11 protein-coding genes and 1 pseudogene are annotated in these 17042 nt (G+C 36.0%); 4 read left to right on the top strand and 8 right to left on the bottom strand.

All coding sequences use genetic code 11. From position 1 onward, the window contains the following. Nucleotides 1–128: 128 nt before the first annotated feature. The 3 genes from Ana3638_RS05235 to Ana3638_RS05245 form a co-directional block, all read right to left on the bottom strand. A complete protein-coding gene (locus Ana3638_RS05235) occupies nt 129–1427 on the bottom strand; it encodes a GHKL domain-containing protein (protein ID WP_161837094.1) in 1299 nt (432 codons plus the stop codon). Between the two features lie 3 nt (nt 1428–1430). Beyond that, nucleotides 1431–2141, bottom strand: coding sequence for a LytR/AlgR family response regulator transcription factor (locus Ana3638_RS05240; RefSeq protein ID WP_161837095.1), 711 nt, complete (start codon nt 2139–2141; stop codon nt 1431–1433). 324 nt (nt 2142–2465) lie between these two features. Next, nucleotides 2466–3764 carry a M18 family aminopeptidase gene (locus Ana3638_RS05245; protein WP_161837096.1) on the bottom strand — a complete coding sequence of 433 codons (1299 nt, stop codon included), beginning with the start codon at nt 3762–3764 and terminating at the stop codon, nt 2466–2468. Nucleotides 3765–4259: 495 nt separating this feature from the next. Here Ana3638_RS05245 and Ana3638_RS05250 point away from each other — a divergent pair, with 495 nt between their 5' ends. Further along, on the top strand, nt 4260–4991 hold the full coding sequence (locus tag Ana3638_RS05250) for a hypothetical protein (RefSeq protein WP_202621569.1): 732 nt from the start codon (nt 4260–4262) through the stop codon (nt 4989–4991). 23 nt (nt 4992–5014) lie between these two features. Here the strand turns inward: Ana3638_RS05250 and Ana3638_RS05255 are convergent, their stop codons facing one another. After that, nucleotides 5015–6220 (bottom strand): DUF3810 domain-containing protein, encoded by a 1206-nt coding sequence (locus tag Ana3638_RS05255; RefSeq protein WP_161837097.1) that lies wholly within the window; start codon nt 6218–6220, stop codon nt 5015–5017. Nucleotides 6221–6299: 79 nt separating this feature from the next. Then, a complete protein-coding gene (locus Ana3638_RS05260; protein WP_161837098.1) occupies nt 6300–7292 on the bottom strand; it encodes a sigma factor in 993 nt (330 codons plus the stop codon). Between the two features lie 430 nt (nt 7293–7722). Here Ana3638_RS05260 and Ana3638_RS05265 point away from each other — a divergent pair, with 430 nt between their 5' ends. Beyond that, complete coding sequence (locus tag Ana3638_RS05265) at nt 7723–8718, top strand: S1 RNA-binding domain-containing protein (protein ID WP_161837099.1); 996 nt, start codon at nt 7723–7725, stop codon at nt 8716–8718. 454 nt (nt 8719–9172) lie between these two features. Here Ana3638_RS05265 and Ana3638_RS05270 read toward each other — a convergent pair. After that, nucleotides 9173–9817, bottom strand: a pseudogene (locus tag Ana3638_RS05270) (GTP pyrophosphokinase); the annotation flags it as partial. Between the two features lie 565 nt (nt 9818–10382). On the opposite strand from Ana3638_RS05270, the gene Ana3638_RS05275 reads away from it, so the two are divergent. Together Ana3638_RS05275 and Ana3638_RS05280 are read left to right on the top strand one after the other, a co-directional pair. After that, nucleotides 10383–12119 (top strand): ABC transporter ATP-binding protein, encoded by a 1737-nt coding sequence (locus Ana3638_RS05275; RefSeq protein WP_161837101.1) that lies wholly within the window; start codon nt 10383–10385, stop codon nt 12117–12119. Nucleotides 12120–12257: 138 nt separating this feature from the next. Further along, the gene (locus Ana3638_RS05280) at nt 12258–14033 is read left to right on the top strand and encodes an ABC transporter ATP-binding protein (RefSeq protein WP_161837102.1); all 1776 of its coding nucleotides are present in this window, start codon (nt 12258–12260) and stop codon (nt 14031–14033) included. 437 nt (nt 14034–14470) lie between these two features. On the opposite strand, the gene Ana3638_RS05285 is transcribed toward Ana3638_RS05280, so the two are convergent. Together Ana3638_RS05285 and pgmB are read right to left on the bottom strand one after the other, a co-directional pair. Beyond that, the gene (locus tag Ana3638_RS05285; protein ID WP_161837103.1) at nt 14471–16189 is read right to left on the bottom strand and encodes a glycoside hydrolase family 3 protein; all 1719 of its coding nucleotides are present in this window, start codon (nt 16187–16189) and stop codon (nt 14471–14473) included. 118 nt (nt 16190–16307) lie between these two features. Beyond that, the gene (pgmB, locus tag Ana3638_RS05290) at nt 16308–16961 is read right to left on the bottom strand and encodes a beta-phosphoglucomutase (protein WP_161837104.1); all 654 of its coding nucleotides are present in this window, start codon (nt 16959–16961) and stop codon (nt 16308–16310) included. Nucleotides 16962–17042: the final 81 nt, after the last annotated feature.

Consider the following 17042-nt stretch of genomic DNA (forward strand, 5'->3'; position numbering starts at 1 on the left):
TTGATTGCCCTAAGTTCACTTTGATGATAACTGATTCTAACTCTATTTTCAATAGCCCGTACACGTTTGGTTAAGTATCAAGCACGTTTGGTATAACTATGTATCCGGTTTCAATTAAGGATTCATTTTTAGCCAGACGTCAGCATAAAAATACCGTTCTTTTCATAGAAACTTATCATACCATTATGTTTATTTACTATATCTTTAATACTTAAGCTACCCACACCATGCTGCAATTTATCTTTTTTCGTAGTACGCAGATGAGGGTTTTTATCCAGTACCGACTCTGCTATGTAATTATTAATTAGAATAACAAGATAATTACGTTCATTGTATATTTTTAAATTTATTTCCCTGTTATTTTTAATTCTGTTACTCGCCTCTATGGCATTATCAAACAGATTTGCAAGTAAGATGCTAAGATCCAGCTCCGGTATTTTTTCAACACTGCCGGTTATTTCGTAATGGAATATAATGTTGTGTCTTTGGCATAATGAGGCTTTGGAACTGATTACCGCATTTATGGCATCACTTATCGTAAGAACAAGCTGAGTTCCAAAAGTTATTTTATTTTCTAATAAGGTGCTTAAATAAGTTTTCGCTTCCGTGTCTTTTCCGTTATGGAGAAGCGTGGCAGCACATTCCACATAGTTTTTCATATCATGGCGGATCTTTCGGATTTCTTCGTAGGATTGTTTCATCTCAACCAGATTTTTTTCTTGTTCTTTCAGACGTAATTCCATTAAGGAGTATTGAAGCCGTTCTTTATTTTTGGCACTTATATTTACAAAAATGTAATAACATAAAACATTTATCAAGATTAAACTGATCATGATTAATACGGCAAAGAAGCCGTTTTGCCTGGTATTCGGGCTGGTGATCAGAATTTCAAAAACCAGTACTCCTGCTGCAAAAGACGTAATAAATACGCTTAAAATCGCAATCCATTCCATAATAGATAGTGCAAATTTGTTATTCCTCTGCAGTCTTAATATCATTCGTGTCAGAAAGAAATAGCTGGATTGAGCCATAGCCAGAACAATAAACCGCTCAATTCCCTGCTGGGTAATGAGGTTTGTCACTTCATATGGGGAAATATAACTTATCAAAGTTAAAACAGATATTCCGGTTATCATTTTCAGTCCGTTATCTATGCAGGCAATAATTATTTTTTCAAATATGGAACCATTTAAAAAGAAAATTCCGTATATCACTACAATTCCCGGATAAATAAGACCTGCTACCCCCTCAAATATAGTAATCTTATTCATAATTAATGTTGCTGTAACCTGTGCTATAAAAGCCGTTATAAAACCTATATATTTCTTATAGCTGTCATTCTTAAAACCTAAATACCTGGTAACAAACTCCGTTGAAACGAAACATTGGATTAGTGTTGCAGAGTATTCTATTACTGTCCATATCATCTTTTAAGTACCTCTCGTAAATAATTGCAGCTTTTGTTTGACCGTTTCTATGCGGTAACGGCTTAATGGGACCATATCTTTATTGTTTAAAATCACCTTTGTTTTATCTATGGAATAAATATATCGGTAATTTACAAGAAAACCACTGTGAACCCGGATAAAACCGTAAACTTCAAATTCTTTCTCCATTTTATGAAGATTACTTTTAATGCGGTGCTTTTCGTCCTCCGTATAAAGAAAGATATCATGCTTATAACTTTCAATGTACATAATATCGGTTATCCGAATCTGCATGGTAGAATTATTGAAACTTACCGTATAATATTGGTTATCATCTTTGATTTTTTTAATTATTGCTTCCGTTGCTTCAGGCAACTCTTCTTTCAGCCAATGCTTTCTTATAAAACGGAAAGGCCTGTAACGGATAGATTGAAATACAAGATCATCTCTGTTCGTTATAAAAATAATACTCACAAAGGGGTTGGTAGCTCTTATCTTCTCTGCTACTTCAATTCCATTTATTCCAGGCATCTCAATATCTAGAAATAATATGTCAAAGGGTATTTTTTCACTGGCTTCTAATAATTTTTTTCCATCCATATAGGAGTTAATATGAATTTCATTATCATTCTCTAAAAATTGTGTAGATATTTGACTAACCAAATCTTCCAAAAAGATTTTTTCATCGTCACATACTGCTATTTGCACAACCATTCCGGAATTCCCATCCTTTTACTTTTGCTTATTTAAAATTCAAAGTAAATTCTTAAAACACCCTTATTATTCCAATACTGCCATAAATTACTAGAAAAAAATTATAAAATAAGACTAACCAAATATGCACCCCGAACTCCAAGTACATGTATCAGTTAGTCTTACTTTATAATAGCTTCTGCCCTCTCACGTTCCCCAACGCGCTTACTTCCTCTAGTACAATACCTTCTTGTATCGACTTATTTGATAATATCAGTTTTTGTAGGATTTGTCAATAGATTGTAATAATTTTTTTATAATTTAGTAATATCGCCAAGTAAAATTTTACAATTCAAAAAAACCTTTTAATAATTTTTCAAGGTGCCCCTGGTCTTTGGTGCCCATTAATTCCCTGGATGAGTGCATTCCCAGTAAGGGTACTCCCAAGTCTACAGTTTTCATTGGTAACCAGGAGGAAATAATAGGCCCTAAGGTCATACCACCGGGCATATCGGACCGGTTTACAAATTTCTGATAAGAAACTCCGTATAAATCGCAGATTTGCTGAATAATTGCAACTGCTTCCGTATCAAAGGTATATTTCTGGTTACTGTCTATTTTAATAACAATGCCCCCATTTAATTTAGTGTAATTTACAGGATCATATTTCTCCGGCCTGTTAGGATGAACCCCGTGTGCAACATCCACTGACAAAAGTATACCATCCGCCGTTGCTTCAGACAGACGTTCTCTATTATGAATACCAAGCCCCTCGTATACTTTTGACAATATCATGGTAAGCAGAGCAGAATCGGCTCCCTGTTTGCTGCGGCTTCCAATTTCTTCATTATCGTATAGAGCAATTAAATTAATACCCTCTTTACGTCTGCCTTCTATAATCCCTTTTACTAAGGCCCAAACTGAGGTCAGATTATCTAATCTCGGACAGGAGATAAAATCTTCCTCCATACCGATTAAACTGCCCTCTTCCGCATTATAAATATATAAATCATAGTCTAATATTTTATCTTCTTTAACCTGTAATTCCTTTGCCAGATAGTTGATAAAAAATTTATCTTTCTTTAAACTTTCATTTATAACAGCAATAATCGGCAGTGTATCGGTTTGTTTGTTTAGTTCTACTCCTTTGTTAACTTCTCTGTTAATATGTATCGCCAGATTAGGTATAGTAAGAATCGGTTTTCTAAAATCAATTAACCTTATTTCCGGATGAAATGGATCTTCGCTTTTTAAAGCTACTTTCCCGGCAATGGATAAAGGTCTGTCCAGCCAGGTATTCAGAATAGGACCACCGTATACTTCCGTATTTAGCTTACAATAAGCACCTGAAATCATTTCTGCGTTGGGTTTTAACCGAAATCCCGGATGATCCGTGTGAGCTGCCGCGATACGTAAAGTCTGTCCTTCCCCCCAGTCCTTTCCTACGGTAAATGCAAATAGTGCCGTTCCATAAGGTTTAATATAATAGGCTCCTCCTGCATTCAGACACCAGGGTTCACTTAATTTTAATTCTTTAAATTTTGATTTTTCCAGGTAATTTATACTTTCCTCCACAACCTGGTAGGGAGAAGTCGCAGATTTTATAAATTGCAGCAGCTCTGCTGTGATTGTATTATTTGACATATTAACACCCATTACATAACAAATATATTTTTTGATTTGTTATTGCCACTTACAACAAAATGCCGGACTTGCATTCTATTGTCATAAAAAAGGCTGGAAGAATCTGCATGTGGCATCCTTTCTATTTTTTATTTTCTTTCAACCCAAGTATTCCTCTTCTCCAAATATAATGACTTCCCAATAACGTCCATGCCTTTTGGGCATAAATCCTGAAAAATAACCTTTTTTGCTATTCTTCCAAAAGCCTCATATCCGAGGCTTTTGCCCCTTGCCCCCCATGGCTAAGCATCTAAACCAATCTTTTATTCATCAATATTATAGTCTACGAATCAGAATTAAACAATAGAATTTCTCAAATTAAGTATTCTGTTACTGTTGGCTCCAAAGCTGAATTGCAACTTCTGTCTTGACGTCCTTACTTGGCTGCTATATGCTATATGGGTGACCTAAGGATTATTAATATAACCATATTTATAATGGAAAGGGGTTATTAAAATGAATCAGTTATTATTTCAGCAAACTTGTGATAAGATAATTGACAGCAAAAGGACAGATAACGGTATTGGGACCTTAGGAGAGAAAACCGTTCATGCAATTCTTAAAAATTATCTTGTAACAGATGAATCCTGTCATGAAATTAAAATCGGGGGGTTCTATGCTGATATGGTAAATGAAAACGGCATTATTGAAATACAGACCAGAAGTTTTGATAAATTAAGAAAAAAATTAGAAATTTTTTTGGAATTATCCTCTGTTACCATTGTTTATCCCATACCTTATACAAAGTGGTTAAGATGGGTGAATGAAGAAACGGGCGAAATCAGCCCTCCCCGTAAATCTCCCAAATCCGGGACCCCATATATGATATTTCCTGAACTTTATAAGATTAAAAATTATCTTCTCCATCCCAATCTACGATTACATATTATACTAATGAATCTGGAAGAATACCGGTTTTTAAATGGATGGAGCAAAGATAAAAAGAAAGGCTCCAGCAGATGCGACCGAATTCCAACGGAATTAGTACAGGAAATTACAATTCAAGATAGATCCGAATACAATAAACTGATTCCTATAACCTTACCGGAAACTTTTACATCAAAAGATTATAAGACAGCTTCCGGTCTGCAGCTTAGAGATGCTGCAACTGCACTGAATATACTATATTATGTAGGGGCGGTAAAACGAATCGGTAAATCCGGACGGGCTTATCTCTATTCCAGATAAGCCCGTTTTATCTTATATATACTCTATTTTGATGGATGGTTCTTCCGGTATTCGGCAAGCAGCAGATCCACCATTCTGCCATAACTTTTTACTCCGTCGCTTTGTTTGTTGGCCTTTAAATAATTATCATTCATGGTATTGGAAACCGTGCTGATGACCGTATTTTCAAATTGCTCCCAATAAAAATATTCGGCCCTGAGATCTGCTAACATTTCTGTATTGTAATGCTCCCTGACTGACTGGAAAAGGGAAGGGTCCTGCTTGTATAATTGATTTCCGGCATAAGTCAATGCCAGCATGATACCACTGTATTGATATTCCAGATTATCGGATTTTTTGCAGACAAGATATCCAATAAAATTAGCCTCGTCTTCTCTCATAAAACCCCTCAGATGTGCCAGTTCATGTCCCATGGTTGCTGGGATGGAATAGTCTGCAGCATCTACATTAACATTTGCCTCCATGGTAAACGGCCAAAAGATTCCCGTAATTTCCATTCTCGACATAACGTCAGAAAAGAGCACCGGCTTTAAAGAGGTATAATATCCGCCCAACACAGGATAATCCTTAGATAAATTCATGAATGCTTTCTCTAAATTATCAGATACTTCATTCCAATCGGTTGTATTTACTTTTAGAACTCCGCTGCTATCTTCGACACCTTTCTTCTCATGTAATTGTTCCCTGATACCTGCTGCCTCATCTGCTAATTCCAGACACAGATTATATAATTCATCAACGGATGAATCTTTTATTTCCAAGCCGCTGTAAGAAGCAAAGGAGTAACGGTAATAGTTTGTGCCGCCTAATATAAGATAGAGAAAGAATATGATACTTAAAACGCAGATTCCATTTAAAATTCCTAAAGTAAAGGTATAACCTGCTGCTTCTTTTTTTCTTAATTTCGTAATAATTTTATAGATAAAACGTAAAATAAAATAAATTGCTGTAATTGGCAAAAATATAATCTCCAACTCCATCAGGGAAAAAGGGAAAATTCCGGAAATCATACTGATTCCCTGGCTGATCCATTTATATAAACCCCGTGCAAATACAAATTCAGCAATATCCGGATTATTCCGGACTAACCATAAGAGAAAGAAAGAAACCGGAAACAGTAATAGCCACAGAGTTCGTTTCTTATAGAAAGCCATATACCATTTAGTGCTTACAGGTTTTTCCATTATATCATTACGTATATCTAATTCCAAACTCTGGTTGTTGTACATGGGACAAGTCCTTTCTAAATGTTAAGGGGAAGCCGTTAGGAATTCCACCGATAAATCCAATCCGGTAAATGTGATTGGTTTATCTTATCCTCGGACTTCTGTTCAGACGATTATGTGAATGATTATGGTTATGTCCATGATCACCCGATTGTTTATTATTTGCTAGATGATTATCGCTGCGGCCATTATCTAATTTAATACTTTCCACAGCTATATTAAGGATATCTGCAATCTCTTCTTCCGGCATCTTTATATATGCCGCCAGTTCATGAAGGTTTGCTTCCCTGCACAAATCCTCAGCTAATTCATTAGCCGCATCCCGAATATAATTGATTTTCTTTACTATATTATCTTCAAAGCTGCTGCTCTCCTTTTGTTCCTCAATAGCAGCTTCCATAAACCTTTTTATATATTCTGTAACTATTTCTTTTCCCTGTTTTACCTCTGAAATTGCCGATACGGATTCAAGAGAACTGATAAGACCCATATTACCCTCCTGGATTAAGTCCTCCATGGATAATCCCTGGTTCTTGTATTCCTGTGCTATTTCTACCACATAATGAAGATTTCCTTCAATATATCGGCTTTTTGCAAAGCTTTCGCCGTTTAGAATTTTCTCCATCAAGTCATTTTCTTCTTCCGGGGTAATATCTTTAATTGCCTTTAAGTCTTCCAGATACATCTTTAAATAAGCAGAGTCCTCTTTAAGCGTATGGGATTCCTGGTTTTTTGGTTTCTCTGTTATTTTATTATCGTCCTCATTCTGGCTGCTTTCCGGTTCAAAATCACTATTCTCAGCTTGTTTGTTTTCTTTCTGCAGTGCCTTGGAATATTCGGATTCCGTTGCTACATAACCCTTAATAGAGATATGATTAGCAGCCAAATAAGCAAATATATGCTCATACTGGGCTTCATTTAAATTCATGTCGCCAAATAGGCTTTTAATCTCGTTCATACTTAACTGATTACCCTGAACTCTTGCTACCTCAAGGATATCGCTTAACATTTCCTGAAATTTATCTTTACTTTCCATTTTCCTTACCAGTGTGATTCCTTTCAATCTTAATCGCATAATAGGTAATTCCGAAACACCATTATGTTTCTAAATGTTACCCGGTAATAATTTTGTCTCCTTTATAAATATTTACGTTATTATTACAGGTAAACATAAAAAACTCAATACTTAAGAGCGGTCTATAGAAATATTTTATCATAGATATACCTTTATAGCAATTTGATTATTTTAACAGGTTTAAAACTATTATTTTTAGTTAACATCCTAACTTAACCGGTATATGTTACCAGGTTTGCCGCGTCTATTATTATACACCCTTGAATTAACTAAATTTTTTATGGTATAATATCGTCAGATATTATACCAGTGCCGAGCGAAAGTGAGTGCACATAAACGGCACGAAGTGCCGCATACCATGGGAGCTTGCGAACATGGTATAATAATTTAATAATTTGTGTGCTTGATAAGCTCAGATAGGAGAAAGATTATGTACAATGATAGTGAAACGGACGTAACACAGGAATTAAATGATGTATCGGAAGATACCAGCGCAGTTGAGACTACTCCTGAAACTGAACCGGTTCTTTCCATGGGAGATTTTGAAGAGCAGATTAATAAATCCTTTATACGGATTAAGGAAGGAGAAATTGTAAAAGGTACCGTTATCGGAATTTCTGATACGGAAGTTACTGTAGATTTAGGCTATTATGCGGAAGGTATTATCCGCCTGGAGGATCTAAGCAATGACCCTCGTTTTTCCATTAAGGCAGATGTTATTATAGGGCAGGAAATAACTGCAACCGTAATAAAAGAAGATGACGGACAAGGTAATATTCTGTTATCCAAAAAAGAAGCAGATAATATCTTATCCTGGACGGCTCTTAAAGAATACTTGGATAATAAAACGGTTTTAAAGGTTAAGATTGCTCAGGCCGTAAACGGTGGTGTGGTTACCTATCTGGAGGGTATCCGTGGTTTTATTCCTGCTTCTCAGTTATCTTTGAATTATGTGGAAAATTTGGAATCCTGGGTAAATAAAGAGATTTCCGTCATCGTAATTACCGTGGATGAAGATAGCAGAAAACTAGTACTTTCCGGTAAAGAAGTGGAACGAGAGAAAGCATTGGAAGATAAAAACAGCAAAATATCAAGACTTCAGATTGGTCTGATTACAAAGGGTACCGTGGAGAAAATTGTACCATATGGTGCTTTTATTAACATCGGTGAGGGGTTATCCGGACTTGTTCATATCTCCCAAATTTGCGGCAGACGGATAAAATCTCCAAACGAAGTTATAAAAGAAGGAGAAGAGGTTACGGTTAAAATCACGGAAGTGAAAGATGGAAAAGTGAGCTTAAGCATGAAAGCGGTAGAAGAAAAAGCAGAAGTCCTGGATAATGTGGATGAAGTTCCTTTTGAATACAGCACCGGCGGTGAAGCATCTACAGGTTTAGGTGATCTTCTTTCTAAAATCAAGTTATAGAGTTCTACAATATTTATAGGTAATTTAAACAGGTACATTATCCTGATCATTTACGTTTGTTTGTTCCGGTTAAATGGCACTGCCTTATACAGATATACCTTTTTATCGTAATAATGTACCTGTTATATTTTTATTAATTTGAGAATTTGTTAGTATTAGTAAACAGAAAGAGTATTAGTTAAGCATGTTTGTTTCGATCTTATCTCAATCGAAAGAACTTAGGGTGTTTTCCGTCAGATTTTTTATCCTCTTTTTTCTTTGAGCCCGGAACTTTATTATTTTTATTCTCTTCCTGCTCTTCCTTATATACTGCTGTCTGCAATAATGCTTCGTCCGTTTCCGTTATGGATCCTTTCAATTCCTGTCCGTCAGCGTCCTCATTATCATCATCAATAACCGTCCCATAAGATTCTTTTATCATATTTTGAAAACTTTCCGACAGTATCTCTTTGTATTGTTCTATTTCATCTTCATGATTATAAATTTTAATTTCTTCATTAAGTGTTAACATTTTATGGTCCAGATAGGATACAATATCCGCACACTCTTTTAATTCTTTCCGGATACGTTCCGGTGCGTTTCCTTCAAATTTATAATAAATTTTATGTTCCAGGCTTGCCCAAAAATCCATGGCAATGGTTCGTATCTGAATCTCTACCTTTACATTTACCATGGTACTGGATAAATAAATCGGTACCGATATAATCATATGGTAACTGGTATAACCGTTTGGCTTTGGAAACATAATATAGTCTTTTACTTTGAGTACCTGAACATCGCTTTGTTTCGCGATAAGATCTGCTATCCTGTAAATATCGGAAGTAAAGGAACAGATGATGCGGATACCGGCAACATCATTAATGTATTTTACAATATTTTCAACCGTTAATTCCCTGCCGTTATGACGCATCTTTTTTGCTATGCTCTGCGGTGATTTAATACGTGAAGTAATATGTTCTATAGGATTATATTGATGATTCAATTTGAATTCTTCATTTAATATTTCAAGTTTTGTATTTACTTCTTTAAGAGCTGAGTCATACATAAGCATGACTTTTCTCCACTCGTCTTCTTCATTGTAAAACATAGGTAAATCCATAGTTTTTATTTCTCCTCCTTAAATAAGGAACACCCCTTAAACCCATTTCGACTTATTATATCATACAAATATGAACAATTTTTGAATAATAATAAACTTTATAAAATATTAAGGATTCTAAAATATTGATAATTTTTTCTCATTAATAACAAATTAATGGTTGACAAAATTTACTAGTATGTTATAATGGGGAAAGACTATTAAAGAAAGAGAGGTAAAAAACATGATGAATTTAATATTAGCAGCCGGAAATTATAAACCAATAACATTGTGTAAGCTTACCTCAATAATAGGTTTTACCGTTAAATGATTTGGACCATACTGAGATGATTTTTTTCTACATATGGACTTCATTTATATGAGAACAACTTTTATTGCCGTGGTAACTTACCACGGCTTTTTTTTGCCCTTAAGCCGGGTAAAAATAAAAGCAGGTAAAATTTATTGCTGGGAAAAAGTTTATGCTTTATTTGTTTATTGGTAATTGCAAAACTATTTAAATGCTTGAATCTACATTATGATGTTTTGCAGTCACCTGATTTATGTTAAGCGTGGGAGGAGATTTATGAATAAATTAACAAAATATATGCGCAGATACTGGTACGCTTATGTATTTGCACTGATCTGTATGGTAATCAGTATAGCACTGGATATGCTGGCACCCCAGATTACCAAAAGAATTATTGACGACGTTATTGTAGGAGGAAACCAAAACCTCTTAATAAAATTATTAATAGGAATACTTATCGTAGGAGTAGGCAGAAGTATCTTCGGGTACTTTAAAGAATTGACATTTGACCTGGTAAGTTCAAAAATTGCGGCGGATATAAGAAGAAATCTGTTCCGCCACATACAGAGCTTATCCATACAGTTTTTTGATAAGACCAATACCGGTGAATTAATGTCCCGTGTAAAGGATGATGTGGATAAAATATGGAATGCCTTAGGTTTTGTAGGTATGTTGATAATTGAAGTAGTGATTCATACTTCCATTGTATTATACTGTATGATAAATTTAAGTCCGAAATTAACCATAATCCCTTTGATTGCAATGCCAATCGTTGCCTGTATTGCTATCTTTATGGAAAAGAGCTTGGGAACCGTATATGAAGAAATCAGTGAAGAAAATGCTGAACTCAATACGGTGGCCCAGGAAAACCTGGCCGGTGTAAGAACCGTTAAAGCATTTGCAAGGGAAAAATTTGAGATAAATAAGTTTTTATCACATAACAAACGGTATTATGAATTGAATATGAAACAATCTAAGGTTTTTGTCAAATATAATCCGTACTTTCAGTTTATCACCAAATTACTTCCGGTATTAGTAATCATATTCGGCGGATCTATGGTAATAAAGGGTGAAATTACCCTTGGTACCTTAGGTGCCTTTACGGAATATTCCAATAATATTGTATGGCCAATGGAAATGTTAGGATGGCTGAGCAATGATTTAGCTTCTGCATTTGCTTCCAATAAAAAAATCCAAAAAATCTTAAAAGAAACACCTGTGGTAAAAGAAAAAGCCTCTGTTACCCAGCTTGGAGATATGAAAGGTACCATTGAATTTGACCATGTTTCCTTTACACAAGGAGATAAGACGATTCTGTCCGATATCAACTTTAAATTAGAAAGCGGTAAAACCATAGGTATTATGGGTGCCACCGGTGCAGGAAAAACTTCCATCATTAATCTGCTCCAACGGTTTTATGATGTAAATGAAGGCGAAATCCGCCTGGATGGAATAAATATTAAGGACCTGTCTATCAAAGAAATCCGCAGTAATATTTCCTTAGTTATGCAGGATGTGTTCTTATTTTCCGATACGGTTACGGAAAATATTAAATTAGGCAAACGGGATGTCATCAACGAAGAAGAAATCTTACATGCGGTTACCAATGCTCAGGCTAAGGATTTCATTGAACGTATGGATAATCAGTATGAAACTATTATCGGTGAACGGGGTGTAGGGTTATCCGGCGGTCAGAAACAACGAATCAGTATTGCAAGATCCTTAGCAAAACAGACCCCCATCCTGGTTTTAGATGATTCCACTTCAGCTCTTGATATGGAAACAGAGCATTTAATCCAAAAAGCCCTGAACGAACTTGATAATACCACTAAAATAGTTATCGCCCACCGTATTTCTGCGGTGCGTAATGCAGATGAGATTATTATTTTGGAGGACGGTACGATTGCGGAGCGGGGAACCCATGAAGAGTTATTACAGGCAAAAGGCCTTTATTATAAAACTTACATGGCACAATACGGTGATTATTTAAAAACCAGTACAATCGCCGTTTAATTGCTTCTACTTAATATTAACGCGTAAGTACTAATTAAATAATCAAAGTATGTTCGCGCAGGAGTGCAATACAAGGGGCCTTCCAGTATAAAAGGCTCCTGAAATAAAAAAAACCTTTATCAAAAGGGAGGGAAATGTATGTCCGTTAATGCAATCCGGGACGACGAGAAATCTGTCAGCACCGGTAAATTAAAAACGCTGCTTCGGCTTTTTAAGTATTTATTAACTTATAGAAAAGAAATAATTCTCGTACTTATTATAATGGCCGGTACGGTCTCAATCAGTTTAATTAACCCACTGATCGTGGAATATGCCATCGATGTTAACATAGCAAACCACGATATAAACGGGTTGGTAAGACTGGGTATCTTTGCAATCATATTAAACCTTATTTTTATATTTCTGGTTAAATTAAGAATGTATATAATGGCAAAAATATCAAACAACGTTCTTCTTACCGTCCGGCAGGAACTTTATACCCATATACAGAAATTGAGTTTCAGCTTTTTTGACAGCCGGCCTACCGGTAAGATTCTTGCCAGAATTATCGGTGATGTCAACTCACTAAAAGATGTCTTATCGAATAGTGTTACCACTTTAATCCCTGATTTTATAACCATCCTCGCAGTTGTGGCTATTATGGTTATTAAAGATTATAAACTGGCATTCGCTGCCATGATCAGTTTACCGATTATGATAATAGGTATGTGGCTGATCCAGATTTATTCTCACGTAAGATGGCAGATTTACCGTAAGAAAAATTCCAATCTGAATGCATTTATCCATGAAGATCTGTCAGGAATGCGGGTGGTACAAAGCTTTACGGCAGAGGGTGAAACAGCTGCTGCTTTTGATGAACTGCTTATGGAACACAGGGGGGCATTTGTAAAAGCCGTAGTATTAAATGACGCCTTTGGTCCGGTCATTGACTTCTGCTGGGGACTTGGTATGGTCTCTCTTTATTATGCCGGAGTTAAATTAACCGGCAGCAATGCTGTTCAGGTCGGTACCCTGATTGCTTTTGGAACTTATATCTCCATGTTCTGGCGGCCGATTATGAATTTAAGTAATTTCTATAATCAAATGGTAACAAATATCTCCGGAGCGGAACGAATCTTTGAGATTATGGATACGAAACCTGAGATAACAGACAGAGATACGGTGAAGGAGTTGCCGGATATTAAAGGAAATATCCGATTTGAACATGTGTCCTTTGCTTATGATAAAGATACCCAGGTTTTAAAGGATGTAAGCTTCCAGGTGAAAGCCGGGGAAACTATTGCACTGGTAGGTCCTACCGGTGCAGGTAAAACCACGGTAGTTAATTTAATCAGCCGTTTCTATGATATACAGGAAGGAAATATCTATATCGATAATTATAATGTTAAGGATGTTTCCATAGAAAGCCTGCGAAAACAGATGGGTATTATGACACAGGATAACTTCCTGTTTTCCGGTACCATAAAGGATAATATTCGTTATGGTAAGCTGGATGCAACAGACGAAGAAATCATTGCCGCAGCAAAAGCAGTAAATGCCCATGAATTTATTATAAAATCGGAAAAAGGTTATGATACGGAATTAAAAGAGCGAGGTGCCGGTTTATCCGTGGGCCAAAGACAGCTTCTCGCTTTTGCCAGAACCATGGTATCCATGCCAAAAATACTGATTCTGGACGAAGCCACCTCAAGTATTGATACCCATACCGAACTTTTAGTTCAGCAGGGAATTGAAAATTTACTAAAAGGAAGAACTTCCTTTGTTATTGCACACCGTTTATCAACGATACAGAAAGCAGACCGGATTTTCGTCATTGATGAGGGTGGAATCAAAGAACAGGGAAATGCAAAGGAATTACTGGCCAAGAAAGGTATGTATTACAACCTGTATATGGCACAGTTTAAAAATGTATAAAAGCGTTATAACTAGCTATCATAAACTATTCCGTGCTTATATTGATGTTCTAGGCAGTCAAAAAACAGACCTTACCATGTACTTTTTTCTTTACTATGGTAAGGCCTTCTTTATAACTATAAGTATGAATAGACCTTCATAGGTTTTTCTTATCTTTGAGCGGTTATTATCAAATATCCTTTACGGTAAATAACACCAAATACTAATTAGATAATGAGAATACAAATATAAGTAATATTAACTTTTCAGATTACTTATGGTATAATATTACAAAAAAAGAGTACCGTTTATGGCATTATTATGTTTGATAAGTTTTGCTTTTGGTTTAATTATTTTTAGATCAATTCCATGTAAATATTAAAAAGTGGTTACTACCAATTCTGCCATCACTTCTTCCTATATATTTTTGTCTGATAATCTATGCGATTTTACTAAATCTATAGTCTTGTATCCCACATTCCGCAGAATGAATCAACTGGGTCTTTTCCTTTAAATTCACTTCTTCCAAGTATTTTATCCATCACCGCATCAACATTGGCCTTTTTAAACTTGTATGCATTAATATAAGTCCGTATTCTGGGTACATCGATTAAATGATAGGGATTTGCAAATGATATAAATATAGTTGGGATGTCTGCCTGGTAATTCGGACAGTTTACACCCATAGGCTGTGCCCATTCAATGCGGACTACTGTCTGATTACTTTTTGTAATCATATTACCCACATATAAAAGCAGGTCATATTTATCCAGCATATCCTGATATTTTGACAATCTTCCCTCTAACCCTTTGGGTGCTTCGAATACATCTACAAGAAACCCTTCTTTTTCAAGTGCTTCTTTCATGGTTTCGGTTACATCTTCACCACCTGCATATCCAAGGGCATTTTCACCGGAAATAATGGGATAAAGGAGCACTCTCTTATAGTCTTCTACTTTTAGCGGAATCAAACCCTGTTTATTTTTAACCAAGGTTACCGCTTTATCCGAGCAATCCAGTTCCATATCTTTATGTTCCTTACAGCCAACAATTTCTCTGGCTTTATCTATATCCGGTATCAGGGTTCCCTCTATCTGCTTCTTGTGAAGTTTAAGCGCTGCTTTTAATCCAAGTATTCTTAGAACTGCTTCATTAAGGCGCTCTGTAGTAATCGTCCCGTCTTCTACTCCGGCTTTCATATATTCATAATCTTCTTCCAAATTCTTTGTAAAAAGGAACATATCACATCCTGCTGCAATGGTATAAGGTACTGCTTTTTTTCGGCTCATAGGAATGCACATACCTGCCATGGTTGTTGCATCGGTTACAATCATTCCGTTAAACCCTAATTTTTCTCTTAATAATCCATTGATTAATTCCGGTGCTAAGGTAGCCGGCATAATATCTTCATCTTTGATACCCTGTTTTAATTTCCTGCTGTATGCCGGCTGCATGATATGCCCTATCATAACAGTCATAGCCCCTGCATCGATGCAGGCTTTATAAACTTCACCATATGTTGCATCCCATTCTTCACAGGAAAGGGAATTGATACTGGTAACCAGATGCTGGTCTCTTTCATCCACTCCATCTCCGGGGAAATGTTTAATGGATACCGCCATACCCTGTTCCTGGCAGGCTTTTGTATAAGCCAGGCCGCATTCTTTTACCAGGTTATCATCGGAACTGAACAATCTTGTTGCCATAATGGGATTCCTGAAATTTTTATCAATATCGATAACGGGTGCAAATGCCCAATTTGCACCTACTGCAGTGCCTTCTCTTGCGCATACATAACCCATTTTTCCGGCAAATTCAGAAGTTCCTGCCGCTGCTGCCTGCATATTCGGACCGATGTTGGTCCCCTCTTTGATTAACCCATCCCCTCCAGCTTCAAAATTAGCTGAAATCAATAACGGAATCTTTGTATTTTCCTGCATACAGGTAATTGTTCTGCATATTTCCTCCAGTGGCATAGGCCTTCCCATACAACCGCCGATTTTATACTTAGTTACATAAGACTTTAACACATCTTCTTCACTGCTATAGGCGATCAGGCAAAATAACTGGCCTATCTTTTCCTCCGTAGTCATCCCCTCCAAGGTGCTTTTAACCCAGTTTACATCCTCGCTTGCTAGATGAAACGGTTTCTTTTCCAATAAATTATAATCTAACATAATAACCTCCTTTTTTATAATAAAATAGGATTCGATTGTCAAAAGCCAATTTAAAATTATGGTTCGTCAATTTACACAATTTTATTTCTTGGCCTCGTGATACCGAATCACTCCAAATCTACAGCTGGTTCATTAAATCATCAATCGTTATATGAAAAAGCCCCGGAATACAGATATCCGCGTTGGGCAGATTTTCCTTTCGCCCGATCCCTATCGCTTTCATTCCGCCATTATGTGCGGCATCTACTCCTGCTTTAGCATCTTCAAAAACGATACAGGCCTCTTTTTTTAGTCCCAGCTCTTTCGCACCCAGTAAAAATACTTCCGGATCCGGTTTGGCAGTATTTACTTTTGTCCCGTCAATAATAGCATCAAAAGTATCTGTTAACATTAATCTTGATAAGATTACCCCTGCATTTTTACTGGCTGAACCTAACGCGATTTTATATCCCTTTTTTCTGGCATCATTTAAAAATTCATTAACCCCGGGTAACACTTCTTCCTGTTTTAATTTATAGATATATTCCAAATAAATATTATTTTTTATGGTGCAATATTTTTCTTTTTCTTCTTTGGATAACTCTAATCCACCAATCTCCAGTATGATTTCAAACGACCGCATACGGCTTACACCTTTTAATCTTTCATTATCTTTTTCCGTAAAAGGTATCTTAAGTTTTTCTGCTAACTCTTTCCATGCAAGATAATGATATTTAGCCGTATCCACAATTACTCCGTCCAGATCAAATAACAAACCTTTTATCTCATCCAATACTAACTCCTCCCTTTTCTTACTATTAAGCAGGTAATTGCGACACTATATTGTTTCACCGTTTTTAACCAGTGTTTATAT

Source organism: Anaerocolumna sedimenticola (assembly GCF_009931695.1).
GTDB lineage: Bacteria > Bacillota > Clostridia > Lachnospirales > Lachnospiraceae > Anaerocolumna > Anaerocolumna sedimenticola.

What these genes read in the sequence shown, in the direction of transcription:
- Ana3638_RS05235 (WP_161837094.1), bottom strand. Translation starts at nt 1,427, where the DNA reads ATGATATGGACAGTAATAGAATACTCTGCAACACTAATCCAATGTTTC.
- Ana3638_RS05240 (WP_161837095.1), bottom strand. Translation starts at nt 2,141, where the DNA reads ATGGTTGTGCAAATAGCAGTATGTGACGATGAAAAAATCTTTTTGGAA.
- Ana3638_RS05245 (WP_161837096.1), bottom strand. Translation starts at nt 3,764, where the DNA reads ATGTCAAATAATACAATCACAGCAGAGCTGCTGCAATTTATAAAATCT.
- Ana3638_RS05250 (WP_202621569.1), top strand. Translation starts at nt 4,260, where the DNA reads ATGAATCAGTTATTATTTCAGCAAACTTGTGATAAGATAATTGACAGC.
- Ana3638_RS05255 (WP_161837097.1), bottom strand. Translation starts at nt 6,220, where the DNA reads ATGTACAACAACCAGAGTTTGGAATTAGATATACGTAATGATATAATG.
- Ana3638_RS05260 (WP_161837098.1), bottom strand. Translation starts at nt 7,292, where the DNA reads ATGCGATTAAGATTGAAAGGAATCACACTGGTAAGGAAAATGGAAAGT.
- Ana3638_RS05265 (WP_161837099.1), top strand. Translation starts at nt 7,723, where the DNA reads ATGTACAATGATAGTGAAACGGACGTAACACAGGAATTAAATGATGTA.
- Ana3638_RS05275 (WP_161837101.1), top strand. Translation starts at nt 10,383, where the DNA reads ATGAATAAATTAACAAAATATATGCGCAGATACTGGTACGCTTATGTA.
- Ana3638_RS05280 (WP_161837102.1), top strand. Translation starts at nt 12,258, where the DNA reads ATGTCCGTTAATGCAATCCGGGACGACGAGAAATCTGTCAGCACCGGT.
- Ana3638_RS05285 (WP_161837103.1), bottom strand. Translation starts at nt 16,189, where the DNA reads ATGTTAGATTATAATTTATTGGAAAAGAAACCGTTTCATCTAGCAAGC.